A 13,243-nucleotide genomic window follows, 5' to 3' on the forward strand; every position below is an offset into this window, starting at 1 on the left:
TGCTCGGCAGAATGGCGGGGTGGCTACGGACCTCCGGCAGACGCTCGACGCGGTGTGGCGGATGGAGGCAGCCAAGATCCTGGCCACGCTGACGCGCACGGTCGGCGATGTCGCCCTGGCAGAGGATCTGGCATCCGAAGCGCTGCTGGACGCGCTCACGCAGTGGCCGCAGACCGGCGTGCCGCGCAATCCCGGCGCCTGGCTCACCACGGTGGCCAAACGCAAGGCCATCGATCGCTGGCGGCGCGCGGAGAACCTGGACGCCAAGTACGCCGTGTTGGCCCGCGATCTGGCCGAACACGTCGAGGAAACCTGGGATCCCGACCGGATCGATGATGACGTGCTGCGGCTGATCTTCATCGCCGCCCACCCGGTGCTGTCCCGCGAGGCTCAGATCGCGCTGACGCTACGCATGGTCGGCGGGTTGAGCACCGACGAGATCGCCCGCGCCTTCCTGATCTCGACCGGCACCGCGGCCGCCCGCATCACTCGGGCCAAGAAGGCTCTGGCCCAGGCCAACCCGCCGTTCGAGGTGCCGCCCCGCGACGAATACCCACAGCGGCTGTCGGCGGTGCTGTCGGTCGTCTATCTGATCTACAACGGGGGCTACTCGGCGTCCTTCGGACAGCGCTGGATCCGCGACGAGTTGTGCACCGAAGCACTGCGATTGGGCCGCGTGCTGGCCGCGCTGGTGCCCGATGAACCCGAGGTCCACAGCCTGGTGGCGCTCATGGAATTCCAGTCCTCGCGCTTTGCGGCCCGCACCGACGCCGAGGGCCGGCCCATCCTGTTGGAAGACCAGGACCGGACCCGCTGGGACCGTGCGCAGATCCAACGTGGTGTCGCCGCTCTTGAGCGCTCCAGTGCCGCACGGCAGCAACGGGGTTGGGGCCCTTATGCGCTACAGGCCGCGCTCGCCGAATGCCACGCGGTAGCCCCCACGGCCGCCGATACCGATTGGGCTCGCATCGTCGCCCTCTATGACGCTCTGCTGCAGATCGCGCCCTCCCCCGTGGTGCAGCTCAACCGCGCGGTGGCCGTCGCGATGCGCTCGGGTCCACAGGAGGCACTGACAATCGTCGACGGCATCGAGGGTCTGGACGACTCATATCTGCTGCCCAGTGTCCGCGGCGAGCTGTTGTCCCGACTGGGCCGACACCGCGAGGCCGCCGAACAGTTCGACCGGGCCGCGGCCCTGGCCGACAACGAACGGGAGCGACAGGTACTGGTGGACAAGGCAATCCGCGAACGTGGCTGATACCCGGCCGACACATGGCACGATGGCTGACATGGTGTCGGCCGTGTTGTTCGACTTCTCCGGGACACTGTTCCGCCTCGAGGAACAGGACAGCTGGTTCGCCGGGATGTCCGTCGACGAACGCGAGGTCGACGGACATGTCCAGACAGAGCTGATGCGCCGGCTCACCGCGCCGACCGGACGATCCGTGGCGATGACCGACGAGCAGTACCGGGCCTGGGCGAACCGCGACCTGGCGCCTCATCTGCACCGTGAGGCGTACCTGCACGTGCTGCGGGAATCCGGGCTACCCGACCACCACGCCGAATCGCTGTACAACCGGGTGATCGATCCGGCCAGTTGGACGGCCTACCCGGACACCGCGCGGGTGTTCAAAAGCCTGAACGCACAAGGAATCCGGACGGCCGTCGTCTCCAACATCGCGTTCGACGTGCGGCCGGCCTTCACCGCGATCGGTGCGGCCGAGCATGTCGACGAGTTCGTGCTGTCCTTCGAAGTCGGTGCGGTCAAACCCGACCCGGCGATCTTCACCACGGCCCTGACCCGGCTGGCTGTCGCGGCCGCCGACACACTGATGGTCGGCGACAGCGAGGAAGCCGACGGCGGCGCCCGCGTGGTGGGTTGCCAGTTCGCACTCGTCGACCCGCTGCCGACCGCCGAGCGGCCCGACGGACTGGTCGCGGCCCTGCGCGGTGTCGGTATCCGCACCTAGGGTGGAGCCATGGCTGACGACCGCATCAAGCCGCCGTGGTGGCTGAAGTACGTCAACAAGGTGATGATCGGGCTGAACAAGCTCGGCGTCGGCGGTGACAAGGGGCCGGTGGTGCTCACCGTTCGGGGCCGCAAGACCGGGAAACCGCGGACGACGCCGGTCACCCCGATGACCATCGACGGCCACCGCTACATCGTGGGCGGCCTGCCGAAGGGTGATTGGGCGGCCAACGCCCGGGCTGCCGGCGAGGCCACAGTGCACCAGGGCCGCAAAGAGCAGCGCGTACGCGTCGTGGAAATCCCCGCCGAGCAGGCCCGGCCGCTGTTACGTCAGTTCCCGGTCCTGGTTCCGACCGGCGTCGGCTTCATGCGCAACGCCGGCCTGGTGACCGGGCCCAACCCCGACGAGTTCGAAGCGCTGGCCGGGCGCTGCCCGGTGTTCCGGCTGGACCCGATCTGAGCCACGCTCAGCTCAGGTGCGGGGCCTCCTTGATCTTGGAGTCCTGCTTGCCCGTCGTCTGACAGAAGGTCTGCACCGCCAAGCGGGTTCCGGTGATCTCCAGCTGCGCGGCGTCGGTGCCCTTCTCGTCCTTGAGCATCTTGGCCACCGCGTCGTTCTGCGTCTTCTCGTCCTGCCCGATGAAGTCCTTGCACTTGGTGTCGCCACCGGTCACCTCGGGTGTGCACCCCACGAGCACCACGCCCGCAGCCAAACCCGACATCAACACACTCGCCAGCTTCTTCATCGTGGCCTCTCTCCTCTGGTGGCACGCGGTACGCGCCATCGCGCCGGGTTTGGTACCCCGCAGCGGCACCTGTGAAACCTCTGGACACCTTCGCTCTACAGTCGAGCACGTGAGTGCAGACAACCCGTTCGACCCGACAGCCTGGGAGCCGGTGCCCGGCTTCGACGATCTGACCGACATCACCTACCACCGTCATATCGCCGACGGCGCACGGAAGCCCACGGTGCGGATCGCGTTCGACCGGCCCGAGGTGCGTAACGCCTTCCGGCCGCACACCGTCGACGAGCTGTACCGCGTCCTGGACCACGCCCGGATGTCGCCCGACGTCGGCGTGGTGCTGCTGACCGGCAACGGCCCGTCGGCCAAGGACGGCGGCTGGGCCTTCTGCTCCGGTGGGGACCAACGCATCCGCGGCCGGTCCGGCTACCAGTACGCGGCAGGCGAAACCGCTGAGACGGTCGACCCCGCACGGGCCGGACGGCTGCACATCCTCGAGGTGCAGCGGCTCATCCGGTTCATGCCGAAAGTGGTGATCTGCCTGGTCAACGGGTGGGCGGCCGGCGGCGGGCACAGCCTGCACGTCACCTGCGACCTGACCCTGGCCAGCCGTCAGCACGCCCGGTTCAAGCAGACCGACGCCGATGTCGGCAGCTTCGACGGCGGGTTCGGCAGCGCCTACCTGGCCCGCCAGACCGGCCAGAAGTTCGCCCGCGAGATCTTCTTCCTGGGCCGCGCGTACGACGCCGAGACCATGTACCAGATGGGTGCGGTGAACGAGGTCGTCGACCACGCCGAGCTCGAATCCGTCGGCTTGCAGTGGGCTGCCGAGATCAACGGCAAGTCGCCGCAGGCGATCCGGATGCTGAAGTTCTCGTTCAACCTGATCGATGACGGTCTGGTGGGCCAGCAGGTGTTCGCCGGGGAGGCCACGCGCCTGGCCTACATGACCGATGAGGCCGTCGAGGGCCGCGATGCGTTCCTGGAGAAGCGCGAACCGGACTGGAGTGGTTTCCCCCGCTACTTCTGAGTGCACGAATCACCCCGGGAGAGCGCGCTAGCGTGGAGAACGTGGAGTCTCGCAGCTGGGAGTTCGCCACCGCGCCGCCGCGCAGTGCGCCCGGCGTCTCGTCGATGGTCGGCTATCGGGCACTGGACGTTCCCGACGCTGTACACCGCGGGCTGCCATCGTCGTCGTTGACGTTCATCGTCAGCTTGGACGACGGGGTCGAGGCCTCCGACACCCGCGAAAGCCTCTCCGCGACCCGGCCCAACCCGCTGGTCCTCGGCGGCCTGCACGTCCGTGCCAGCCACGTCCGGCAGCGTCCGGGCCAGGCCGGCGTGCAGCTCGCTGTGCATCCGCTGGCGGCGCGCGCACTGTTCGGCGTACCCGCCGCGGAATTGAGTGTGTCCGACTTCGACGGCGCCGCGATGCTGGGCGGACGCGCCATCGAGTTGCGCGACCAACTGGCCGAAACCGGCCGGTGGCACGAAGCGTTCGCGCTGGTCCGCCAGTACCTCGTGGACGCACACCGCCGCCGCGACGACGTAACGGTCCGCTCGGAGGTGGCCTACGCCTGGCATCTGCTGGATCGCAGCCGCGGCACGCTCGACATCGGCACCGTGGCGGACCGGGTCGGACTCAGCACCCGCCACCTGACGACGCTGTTTCACCGCGAAGTGGGTCGCTCACCCAAGACGGTGGCCATGCTGATGCGGTTCGAGCATGCGGCGAGCCAGATTTCAGACTCGGTGCGGCGGACCGGTCGTGTCGACCTCGCCTCGGTGGCCGCCCACACCGGCTACTCCGACCAGGCCCACCTGACCCGCGAGTTCGTCCGGTTCACCGGAGTGCCGCCGCGGCACTGGCTGGCCGAAGAGTTCCGAAACATTCAAGACGGCGGGCATTCGTTCGGATCACAGTGGGAGCATGACTTCATCGAATGTGTCCCCGAACCCGACCGTCTGGTTGACCCTGCAAGCCACTGACGCCCCGAAGCTTATCGACTACTTCGTCGAGACGTTCGGCTTTGTCGTGTCAGCGCAATACGGCGACGGCGACCGGGTCGACCACGCGGAACTGAAATGGCCGGAGGGATCCGGCGGCATCATGATGGGTAGCCACAAGCCCGGTAACGCGTGGTGCCGCGAACCCGGCACTGCAGGCGGCTATGTCGTCACGACCGATCCGGATGCCCTCTACGAGCGGGCACTCCAACACAACGCCGACGTGATCCGGCCGCTGGAGAACACGGACTACGGTGCCCGCGAGTTCTCCGTTCGTGATCCCGAAGGCAACCTGTGGTCGTTCGGCGATTATGCGGGCGCGTCCTAGCGGGCCGACACCTTGTCGGGCGTCACCCGCAACACGATGGCGGACTCACCGGATGGCCGAAAAGCTCGTCGTCACAATCGAACTCGCAGTCGTCACCGCATTGGGCGCGGTATGCGTCGGCGAGCGCGGTCAGCCGCTCCCGCCGGGTGACGCGGGCCGTCGTGCCCTCGACGACGACGTCGAGGCCGGCGTCCGGACAGAAAGCAGGCCACCTAAACTCGGCGCATGAGCAAGAGCCCGCTGCGCCGGCTGTCCGAACAGCTGTTGCTGACCAGCATGCGCCCGCCACTGACCGAACGGCTGCAGGCCCGTGGTGACATCGACGTCGCAGGCAAGCGGATCCTGCTGACCGGTGCCTCCTCGGGCATCGGTGAGGCCGCGGCCGAGAAGTTCGCCGCGAAGGGCGCCACAGTCGTCGCCGTGGCTCGCCGTCAGGAACTCCTCGACGACCTGGTCGAGCGGATCTCGGCCAAGGGCGGCGACGCTCGCGCGCATGCGGTGGACCTGTCCGACCTGGACGCCATCGACGAGTTGGTGGCCCGCGTCGAAGCTGATCTCGGCGGCGTCGACATCCTGATCAACAACGCGGGCCGATCCATCCGGCGTCCACTGGCCGAATCCCTGGACCGCTGGCATGACGTCGAGCGCACGATGACGCTGAACTACTACTCCCCGCTACGGCTCATCCGCGGCCTGGCCCCGGGCATGCGTGACCGCCATGACGGGCACATCATCAACGTCGCCACCTGGGGCGTGATGAATGAATCCTCGCCGCTGTTCGCGGTGTACAACGCGTCCAAGGCCGCGTTGGCCGCAGTCAGCCGGGTCATCGAAACCGAATGGGCAGTCGACGGTGTGCATTCGACGACGCTGTACTACCCGCTGGTGAAGACCCCGATGATCGCCCCCACGCGGGCCTATGACGGGTTGCCCGGACTGTCGGCTGCCGAGGCCGCCGACTGGATGCTGACTGCGGCACGCACCCGGCCGGTGCAGATCGCGCCGCGGATGGCCGTGACCGCCAAGGCAATCAACACCGTCGCGCCAGGACTGGTCGATGCCATGATGAAACGGCAACGGGTCCAGCCGATCTGATCACGGCTTGGTGATGCCGCGGGGCTGGAGCCCGAGCGAGCGCACATGCTCGGCGATGGCGCCGAGGTTCGTGGTCCACACGTCGGTGTGGTCGCTGACGTAGCGCATCAGGTGGTCGAGTTCGGCTGCGCGCGAAGCCCTTCCGGACAGGAACGGGTGGTTGGTCAACACCCAGCAGGCCCCCGCGCGCCGCAGTGCGTCGAACTCGAGCTGCCACAGTTCCCGGGCCTTGCGCGGACTCTCGATCAGACCGGACCCGGCGATGTCGGGCAGATAGCAGTACTGCTCCCAGTCGTCGAGCGCCCACTGGATCGGGATCTCCACCAGTGAGGTGCCGCCGACCGCCAGCTCGTATGGGCAATCGGCGTCCATCAGGCTGGAGTCGTACAGGAAACCGCGCTCCGCGAGCAACGACGGTGTGTGCCAGGACAGATCCCACATCGGCGCGCGGTAACCGGCCGGCCGTACCCCGGCCACCTCGGCCAGCGCCGCCAGCCCACGGTCCAGCGCCTCGACCTCCTCGTCGAGAGTCAACGCTGTCGGCTGCTCGTGCAGATAGCCGTGATGGGCGATCTCGTGCCCGGCGGACACGATCGCACGGACCGCCTCAGGATAGCGGTGCGCGGTGTGGCCGGGGACGAAGAACGTCGACGGAATCTGGTGCCGCTCCAGCAGTTCCAGGATCCGGGGAATTCCCACCAGCGGTCCGTAGGCCTGGTGCGACATCACGCTCATCCGGGCAGCCGCACCCTGATTGCCCCACAGCACCGCCGACTCGGCATCCACATCGAAGGTGAATGCCGCAGCCGCGGTTTTGCCTTCCGGCCAAGAGAATTCAGTCATCGTCGGCCATCAGCGTAACCAGTTCATACGCCAGATTGGCCGCTGCCACGGCAGTCACGTCCCCGCTGTCATAGGCCGGAGCCACCTCGACCACGTCAGCGCCGACGATGGACAGCCCACGCATGGCCCGCAGCACCGCGACCAGCTCCCGGCTCGTCATCCCACCGATCTCCGGGGTACCGGTGCCCGGCGCGAAGGCCGGGTCGAGCACGTCGACGTCGATCGACACGTACACCGGATGCTCCCCCACCCGCTCGCGAATCCGCTCGATGACGCCGTCGACACCGATGCGGTCGATGTCGCGGCAGTGCACCACGGTGAACCCGAGAGACTCGTCGTCGAGCAGGTCGGCCCGGTCGTAGAGCGAGCCGCGGATCCCGACGTGCGCGGAGTGACCCTTGACGATCAGGCCTTGCTCGGAGGCGCGGCGGAACGGGGTGCCGTGCGTGCAGGGCGTACCGAAGTAGGTGTCCCACGTGTCCAGGTGGGCGTCGAAGTGCACCAACGCCACCGGTCCGTGTACCGCATGCATCGCCTGCAAGGCCGGCAGGGCGATGGTGTGGTCCCCGCCGAGAAGCACGACCCGCTTCTGCGGTGTCGTCAGCAGCGCGGCGATGCCCTCCCGGACCTGGTCCACCGCCTCAGCGATGTCGAACGGGTTGGCGGTGATGTCGCCGGCGTCGACCACCTGCGCGGCAGCGAACGGGCTCACGTCCAGCGCCGGGTGATACGGCTTGAGCAGACGCGAAGCCTGCCGGATCGCGGCGGGGCCGAACCGGGCACCGGGCCGGTAGGTGACGCCGCTGTCGAAGGGCACCCCGACGACGGCGATGTCGTAATCGGTTACCTCATGGCGTTGCGGTAGCCGCGCGAACGTGGCAATACCCGCATACCTCGGCACCGCCTGCGCATCGACCTGACCGATGTTTCCCGTCTCCGACCGCACATACGGCTGGCCTGACACCTGATCCCCTTCCGTCATGAACTCACGCTCTCGTTCGGGTGGCCCCGCCGTTGCAGGCGATCACCTGCCCGACCACCGCCGACATCTCGAAGTCGGCCAGGAACCGCACCGCGGCAGCGATCTCTTCGACAGAACCGATGCGGCCCATCGGAATCGACTCGGCGTACCGCCGGTGCATGTCCGCCAGTGCGATTCCGGCGGCATCAGCGTCGACCTGCAGCTGCGGAGTATCGGTCACCCCCGGGGCCACCGCGTTGACGATGATTCCCTCGGGCGCCAACTCCCGTCCCAAGGTCTTGACCAACGCGATCAGCCCGGCCTTGGACGCCGCGTAGGCCGTGGCCTCGGGCCAGCCGGTGACACCCCATTCGCTGGAGATCACGACGATGCGGCCCGCGCCGAGCCTGCGCATGTGCGGCAGCACCGCCTGCACCAGATGAAAGGTGCCACCCAGGTTGGTGTCGACCACCCGCCACCAGTCCGCCTCGTCATGCTCGAGCAGCGGTGCCATGGTCATGTAAGCGTGGTTGGCCACCAGCACGTCGAGCCGGCCCGTCGCGGCCACGACCGTCTCGGCGATCTGCGCACAGGCACCCGGCTCACGGACATCACCGGGAACGGCCAGGCCGCCGATGTCGGCGGCCAACGCCTCCAGTGCGGCGCCGGCACGAATGTCGTTGACTGCGACTGTCGCTCCCTCGGCGGCCAGCCGCCGCGCATGCGCCGCGCCCATGCCTTGAGCGGCACCCGTGACCAATACGGTCCGGCCTTGCAACGAGCTCATATCACCGCTCCCGCGTTGACGTTGACGACGTCGCCGGTACTGAAAGTGGCGTCGCACACCAGGTATTGCACACAGCGCGCCACCTCGACCGGAGTGACCAGCCGACCCAATGGCAGGGTGGCCAGATAATCGGCTGCGCGCCAAGGGGAATCATCCGACAGCAGCGGGGTGTCCGTCGGGCCCGGCGCCACCGCGTTCACCCGCACGCCGCGATCGGCCACCTCGGCGGCCAGGCTGCGCACCAGCCCGAGGATCGCGCCTTTGGCGGCCGCGTAGTGGGCGTCGCCGTCGCCGCCGCCGACCGCGAGCTCACTTGCCACCGCCACCACCGCTCCCGAGCCGCGAGCGAGCATGTCGGGCAGACAGGCCCGGGCGGCGTGGAACAGCCCACCCACGTGTACCCGCAGCATGCGCTGCCACGCCTCGGTACTGATCTGACTCACCGGAGCCATCTCATAGTGGCCCGCCGAGGTCACCAGGGCGGTGATCGGTCCGAGTTCGGTGCGGATGGCGCCGACGGCCCCCGCCACGGCGGCTCCGTCGGAAACATCTACGGCCACCGCATGATCCGCCTCGGTCGCACCCGACAGATCGAGCGTGCCGATGACGTAGCCGCGCTCACGTAATGCGGTGACCACGGCGGCACCGATTCCGCTGGCGCCGCCCGTGACGACTGCGACAGGTGATTCAGTCATCGGTCGGCCACCTTGTCGTCGGCGCGCTCGTCGAGGCCCTCGGCCTCGTCGATCAACGCGGCGCTCACGATCCGCCGCCGGACGCCGAGCAAGACGGCCAGCCCGATCACACCCAGCACGGCGACTCCGATCCACACCGACCAGTCCAGGTAGCGATGCTCGAAAACCGTTCTGGGCCAAGCGATGTTGAGGGTCTGCAGGATCACCCACACCGCGGCCGCCGCGGCGACCGGAACCGTGGCGCGGCCCATGGTGAACGCGCCGTCTCGCCAGCCCCGGCGAAGCAGCACCACCACGAACCCGACCAACGGGAACAGGAAAGCCAGATAGAAACCGCCTGCGGTGAAATTGACCATGAGCGAATAGATGTCGCCGGCCACGATGCTCAGCAGGAACAGCGCCCCGCCGACCACCGTGGTGACCAGGATCGCGACCACCGGGATTCGGGCGTTGCCGCGCAGCCGGGCCAGCACGGCCGAGGCCGGGAGCCCACCGTCACGGGCGTACGCCCAGATCACGCGTGACGCGGAGGTCTGCAGGGCCAGGAAGCTGGCCAGAAAGCCGACCACGAACAGCACCTCGACGGGCTTGGCGATGCCGTGGCCCAATGCCGTGGTGAGGGTTTCGTACACCGGGTCGGCCACCGAACCCGCCACCACCGCATCCAGATCCGGGATGGCCAGGATGATCGCCAGACTCGAGTAGGCCACCACCAATGCGATGAATCCCAGCGACAACAGCACCGCCTTGGGCAGATCGCGCCGCGGCTCGTGCACCTCTTCGGCAATGGCTCCTGCACTTTCGAACCCGACGAACGAGAACCCGATGAACGCCACGGCGATGAGGAACGGTCCGCTGAGGTAGCTCCAGGTGTCCACGCCGGGGCCGCCGCCATCGAACAACACCGACAACGAGTTGTTGCGGTGGAACACCAGCAGCCAGGTGCCCAGCCCGATCGACCCGATCACCTCGGCCACGATGCTGGCAGTCATGAACGCCTTGAGGGCACTGCGGCCGATCAGGTTGATCGCCGTCCCGCCGAGCAGGATCACCAGCGCGATGACGGCGCGCAAGCCGCCGGACGGGGATTCCACCCCGGCGATGTTGGCGACGAACCCGGCCGCACCGAGCGCCACCGTCGCCATCGCGATCACCAGCGTCCACATGTAGACCCAGCCGGCGAACCAGCCGTAGGACGTACCGAGCAGCCGCCGCGACCACTGATATATGGAACCCTCCAACGGCCAACGCGACACCAGCATCGCGAAGACCAGGGCCACCAGCAGCTGTCCGCCGAACACCAGCGCGAAGCCCCACCAGAAGCTCGGACCGGCCGCGGCCAGCGCCAGACCGAAGATTCCGTAGAGCGCGACGATCGGCGAGATGAACGCGAAAGCGAAGGCAAAGGCCGACCACAGCGAGAATTCGCGCCGCAGGACGTGGGGCCCGCCGGTGTCGTGCTCGGGCAACGAGATCGGCGATGCAGTCATCGTGTGCTCCCTCTGACGTGGTTGCAGGAACTATCACGCCGCTGTGGCGCAACCGACAAGCGATCGCGCCGAACACGCTGCAAACCCACTGTGACACCCGGCCCGCATTGGAGGATCCGACAATGCCCGCCGACGCGGGTGTGACGACGGCGTTACGCTCACCCCATGTCGGACCGCAGCGACGCCAAACCGACACTGCGCGATCTCCTCGACTCACACCGCGGGCTGCTCATGCCCGACGAGCCCACCGGAGACCTGGACCGCCGGATCAGCTGGGCACACACCACCGAGTTGCGGGACCCGACGCGGTATCTGCACGGTGGCGAACTGGTCTGCACAGTGGGTATCAGCCTGCAGACCGCCCAGGACTGCACGACGTTCGTCGAGTCGTTGACCGGGGCCGGGGCGGCCGGGCTGTGTTTCGGTATCGGCGATGTGCACGACACCGTTCCCGAAGCACTGATCGCTGCGGCCGCCCGCGACGGCCTGCCCATCCTCATCGCCCCGCCCAATGTGCCGTTCTCCTCGGTCAGCCGCTACGTCGCCGACTTCCAGCTCGGCGGCGAGATCTCCGTCGCGCGCGCAACCAAATCGGTGATGCCCGAACTGCTTTCGTCCCAACGGCGGCACGAGTCGGTACGCGAGATGCTGGACCGGGCCGGTGAGGTGCTGGGCTGCTACCTCCTGATGGATCCCGATGCGACACCGCAGAACGCGGAGGCCGGCGTCACGGTCGGGGACCTGGGAACGCTGACCGCGGTGGGCAGCGGCGACCCGCCCGAGACCGAGGTGCTTGAGCTGATCGCGCGCTTCGTGCAGGCCACGCAGGGCGAACGCGACATCGAAGCCGCGCTGTCCCGCGAACGGGTCGGGCAATTGCTGTCGTTGATCGAGCGCCGCATGCTGCTGCCCGACGCCCTCAACCAGCTGCTGGACTGGCCGGGGCTGGCCGCACCCGAGCTGACCTGCTCGGCCTGGCCGGGCGGGGCCGGCGCCGTGCTGTCGATGGCTTTCCCCGAGGCCCTGATAGGCGATGCCCCCGAGGTATGCCTGGTTCTCGAAGCCGGCGCGCAGGCCCGGAACACCGCAGAACTCTCGCTGCCCTCCGGTCATGCCGCGACCACGCCGCTGGCCGAACTGGGAGCCGCGATCATCCAGGCCCGCATCGCCCTCGACCTGGCCCAGCAGCACGGCGGCAGCATCGGCCCCGATCAGCTGAGCACGTTCGACAGCCTGCTCGCGGGCCTGCCTCTCAACCGGCTGGAGCCGTTCAAGAGCCAGCTTATCGACCCGCTGGAGAGCCTGGACCGAGACCGCGGCACCCAGCACGTCCGGACCCTGCGGGCTTTCCTCGCCACCAACGGGTCACTCATCGACACGGCGCGCGAATTGTTCCTGCACACCAACACGGTGCGCCACCGGCTCGGCCGCATCCACGAGATCACCGGACGAAATCCGATGAGTTTCGAGGATCAAGCCGCATTCGCCATCGGATTGCGGGCCAGCGACCGCGCCCGCCGGATGCCGGGACCGCCCGACTGACCGTGTCGGGGATTCGCCCGGGCGCCCGGCGGTGGTAGACAAAGGCTATGGAGATCCTGGCCAGCAGGATGCTGATCCGGCCGGTCGATTACCCGAGGTCGCTTGCGTTCTACCGCGACGGGATCGGCCTGGCCATCGCCCGCGAATACGGTGCAGGCACAGTCTTTTACGCCGGCCAGTCACTGATCGAGTTGGCCGGTCACCACAGCCCCACCGAACCTGGGGTGTTCCCCGGGGCGCTGTGGCTGCAGGTACGCGACGTCTACGCGACCCAGGCCGAACTGGAAGGCCGCGGTGTGGCCATCGCCCGGGCCGCGACCCAGGAGCCGTGGGGTCTGCACGAGCTGCACGTGACCGATCCCGACGGCATCACGCTGATTTTCGTGCAGGTTCCCGACACTCACCCGCTACGCCGGGACACCCGCGACTAGTTTCGAGCGTCGTTTTCCGCATCCGGGTCGTTGATGGGCAGGCGGTTTCAAGGGGTCGATGCAACACCCTTCTGATTGAGGAGTGTTGTGATGGCGCGATCGTTGTTCCAGTCGAGGAAGCCGTTGTTTTGGGAGCAGATCCGACGAGGCCTTCTCGCGGGCGAGGCCGGTGAGGCGGCCGGCGTGTCGGCAACGTGCGGTCGTCGGTGGTTCCGTGAAGCTGGTGGAGTGAAACCCCGTGCAAGCACACCGAATATCTGCGGGCCGCGGCCACGGCTGACCCTCGAGGAACGTATAGAGATCCAGGTCGGCGTTCATGCCGATGAGTCGATACGGTCGATCGCGACACGAC

Annotated in this window: 17 protein-coding genes; 11 read left to right on the forward strand and 6 right to left on the reverse strand. The window is 67.9% G+C overall.

Annotation, left to right across the window (positions count from 1 at the left end; all coding sequences use genetic code 11):
- Positions 1–61 precede the first annotated feature (61 nt).
- Genes H977_RS0126245 through H977_RS0126255 form a run of 3 tightly spaced genes read left to right on the forward strand, consistent with a single transcriptional unit; the run spans position 62 to position 2,429 of the window.
- Complete coding sequence (locus tag H977_RS0126245; RefSeq protein WP_502691211.1) at positions 62–1,258, forward strand: RNA polymerase sigma factor; 1,197 nt, start codon at positions 62–64, stop codon at positions 1,256–1,258.
- A gap of 22 nt (positions 1,259–1,280) precedes the next feature.
- Complete coding sequence (locus tag H977_RS0126250) at positions 1,281–1,970, forward strand: HAD family hydrolase (RefSeq protein ID WP_029110646.1); 690 nt, start codon at positions 1,281–1,283, stop codon at positions 1,968–1,970.
- A gap of 9 nt (positions 1,971–1,979) precedes the next feature.
- Complete coding sequence (locus H977_RS0126255) at positions 1,980–2,429, forward strand: nitroreductase family deazaflavin-dependent oxidoreductase (protein ID WP_029110647.1); 450 nt, start codon at positions 1,980–1,982, stop codon at positions 2,427–2,429.
- A 7-nt stretch (positions 2,430–2,436) separates the two neighbouring features.
- Here the strand turns inward: H977_RS0126255 and H977_RS0126260 are convergent, their stop codons facing one another.
- A complete protein-coding gene (locus H977_RS0126260) occupies positions 2,437–2,715 on the reverse strand; it encodes a hypothetical protein (protein ID WP_019344506.1) in 279 nt (92 codons plus the stop codon).
- 109 nt (positions 2,716–2,824) lie between these two features.
- Between H977_RS0126260 and H977_RS0126265 the strand changes: the two genes are divergently transcribed.
- The 5 genes from H977_RS0126265 (at position 2,825) to H977_RS0126280 (ending at position 6,142) form a co-directional block, all read left to right on the forward strand.
- Positions 2,825–3,742 (forward strand): 1,4-dihydroxy-2-naphthoyl-CoA synthase, encoded by a 918-nt coding sequence (locus H977_RS0126265; protein ID WP_029110648.1) that lies wholly within the window; start codon positions 2,825–2,827, stop codon positions 3,740–3,742.
- A 104-nt stretch (positions 3,743–3,846) separates the two neighbouring features.
- Positions 3,847–4,701: an AraC family transcriptional regulator gene (locus H977_RS0126270; protein WP_029110649.1), complete on the forward strand. Its 855-nt coding sequence runs from the start codon at positions 3,847–3,849 to the stop codon at positions 4,699–4,701.
- The gene (locus tag H977_RS0126275) at positions 4,643–5,047 is read left to right on the forward strand and encodes a VOC family protein (protein ID WP_051289095.1); all 405 of its coding nucleotides are present in this window, start codon (positions 4,643–4,645) and stop codon (positions 5,045–5,047) included. The genes H977_RS0126270 and H977_RS0126275 overlap by 59 nt, the downstream gene beginning before the upstream one ends.
- Before the next feature lie 52 nt (positions 5,048–5,099).
- The gene (locus H977_RS35460; protein ID WP_155946837.1) at positions 5,100–5,276 is read left to right on the forward strand and encodes a hypothetical protein; all 177 of its coding nucleotides are present in this window, start codon (positions 5,100–5,102) and stop codon (positions 5,274–5,276) included.
- Positions 5,273–6,142 carry an SDR family oxidoreductase gene (locus tag H977_RS0126280; RefSeq protein ID WP_029110651.1) on the forward strand — a complete coding sequence of 290 codons (870 nt, stop codon included), beginning with the start codon at positions 5,273–5,275 and terminating at the stop codon, positions 6,140–6,142. Before H977_RS35460 ends, H977_RS0126280 begins: the two co-directional genes overlap by 4 nt.
- Here the strand turns inward: H977_RS0126280 and H977_RS0126285 are convergent, their stop codons facing one another.
- From H977_RS0126285 to H977_RS0126305, 5 genes are read right to left on the reverse strand one after another with little or no spacing between them, the layout of a single operon-like run.
- Positions 6,143–6,985, reverse strand: a complete 843-nt coding sequence (locus H977_RS0126285) for a polysaccharide deacetylase family protein (protein WP_029110652.1) — start codon at positions 6,983–6,985, stop codon at positions 6,143–6,145.
- Entirely contained in the window at positions 6,978–7,967 is a 990-nt protein-coding gene (gene speB, locus H977_RS0126290; RefSeq protein WP_036477274.1) for an agmatinase, read from the reverse strand. Before speB ends, H977_RS0126285 begins: the two co-directional genes overlap by 8 nt.
- A 4-nt stretch (positions 7,968–7,971) precedes the next feature.
- Complete coding sequence (locus H977_RS0126295) at positions 7,972–8,733, reverse strand: SDR family NAD(P)-dependent oxidoreductase (protein ID WP_029110654.1); 762 nt, start codon at positions 8,731–8,733, stop codon at positions 7,972–7,974.
- Positions 8,730–9,428 (reverse strand): SDR family NAD(P)-dependent oxidoreductase, encoded by a 699-nt coding sequence (locus H977_RS0126300; protein ID WP_029110655.1) that lies wholly within the window; start codon positions 9,426–9,428, stop codon positions 8,730–8,732. Before H977_RS0126300 ends, H977_RS0126295 begins: the two co-directional genes overlap by 4 nt.
- Positions 9,425–10,918, reverse strand: a complete 1,494-nt coding sequence (locus H977_RS0126305) for an amino acid permease (RefSeq protein WP_051289097.1) — start codon at positions 10,916–10,918, stop codon at positions 9,425–9,427. The genes H977_RS0126300 and H977_RS0126305 overlap by 4 nt, the downstream gene beginning before the upstream one ends.
- Before the next feature lie 165 nt (positions 10,919–11,083).
- Here H977_RS0126305 and H977_RS0126310 point away from each other — a divergent pair, with 165 nt between their 5' ends.
- The 3 genes from H977_RS0126310 to H977_RS36270 form a co-directional block, all read left to right on the forward strand.
- Entirely contained in the window at positions 11,084–12,460 is a 1,377-nt protein-coding gene (locus H977_RS0126310) for a PucR family transcriptional regulator (RefSeq protein WP_029110657.1), read from the forward strand.
- A 47-nt stretch (positions 12,461–12,507) separates the two neighbouring features.
- The gene (locus tag H977_RS0126315) at positions 12,508–12,891 is read left to right on the forward strand and encodes a VOC family protein (RefSeq protein ID WP_029110658.1); all 384 of its coding nucleotides are present in this window, start codon (positions 12,508–12,510) and stop codon (positions 12,889–12,891) included.
- 90 nt (positions 12,892–12,981) lie between these two features.
- On the forward strand, positions 12,982–13,243 hold a 262-nt coding region (locus H977_RS36270), incomplete at its 3' end, for a helix-turn-helix domain-containing protein (RefSeq protein ID WP_502691209.1).

This window comes from Mycobacterium sp. URHD0025 (assembly GCF_000426065.1).
Taxonomy (GTDB): Bacteria; Actinomycetota; Actinomycetes; order Mycobacteriales; family Mycobacteriaceae; genus Mycobacterium.

Bases quoted from the DNA above. Each gene is read 5' to 3' on its own strand.
- H977_RS0126305 (WP_051289097.1), bottom strand. From the start codon at position 10,918: ATGACTGCATCGCCGATCTCGTTGCCCGAGCACGACACCGGCGGGCCC.
- H977_RS0126285 (WP_029110652.1), bottom strand. From the start codon at position 6,985: ATGACTGAATTCTCTTGGCCGGAAGGCAAAACCGCGGCTGCGGCATTC.
- H977_RS35460 (WP_155946837.1), top strand. From the start codon at position 5,100: ATGGCCGAAAAGCTCGTCGTCACAATCGAACTCGCAGTCGTCACCGCA.
- H977_RS0126270 (WP_029110649.1), top strand. From the start codon at position 3,847: ATGGTCGGCTATCGGGCACTGGACGTTCCCGACGCTGTACACCGCGGG.
- H977_RS0126315 (WP_029110658.1), top strand. From the start codon at position 12,508: ATGGAGATCCTGGCCAGCAGGATGCTGATCCGGCCGGTCGATTACCCG.
- H977_RS0126275 (WP_051289095.1), top strand. From the start codon at position 4,643: ATGACTTCATCGAATGTGTCCCCGAACCCGACCGTCTGGTTGACCCTG.
- speB (WP_036477274.1), bottom strand. From the start codon at position 7,967: ATGACGGAAGGGGATCAGGTGTCAGGCCAGCCGTATGTGCGGTCGGAG.
- H977_RS0126245 (WP_502691211.1), top strand. From the start codon at position 62: ATGGAGGCAGCCAAGATCCTGGCCACGCTGACGCGCACGGTCGGCGAT.
- H977_RS0126300 (WP_029110655.1), bottom strand. From the start codon at position 9,428: ATGACTGAATCACCTGTCGCAGTCGTCACGGGCGGCGCCAGCGGAATC.
- H977_RS0126280 (WP_029110651.1), top strand. From the start codon at position 5,273: ATGAGCAAGAGCCCGCTGCGCCGGCTGTCCGAACAGCTGTTGCTGACC.
- H977_RS0126255 (WP_029110647.1), top strand. From the start codon at position 1,980: ATGGCTGACGACCGCATCAAGCCGCCGTGGTGGCTGAAGTACGTCAAC.
- H977_RS0126260 (WP_019344506.1), bottom strand. From the start codon at position 2,715: ATGAAGAAGCTGGCGAGTGTGTTGATGTCGGGTTTGGCTGCGGGCGTG.
- H977_RS0126250 (WP_029110646.1), top strand. From the start codon at position 1,281: ATGGCTGACATGGTGTCGGCCGTGTTGTTCGACTTCTCCGGGACACTG.
- H977_RS0126310 (WP_029110657.1), top strand. From the start codon at position 11,084: ATGTCGGACCGCAGCGACGCCAAACCGACACTGCGCGATCTCCTCGAC.
- H977_RS0126295 (WP_029110654.1), bottom strand. From the start codon at position 8,733: ATGAGCTCGTTGCAAGGCCGGACCGTATTGGTCACGGGTGCCGCTCAA.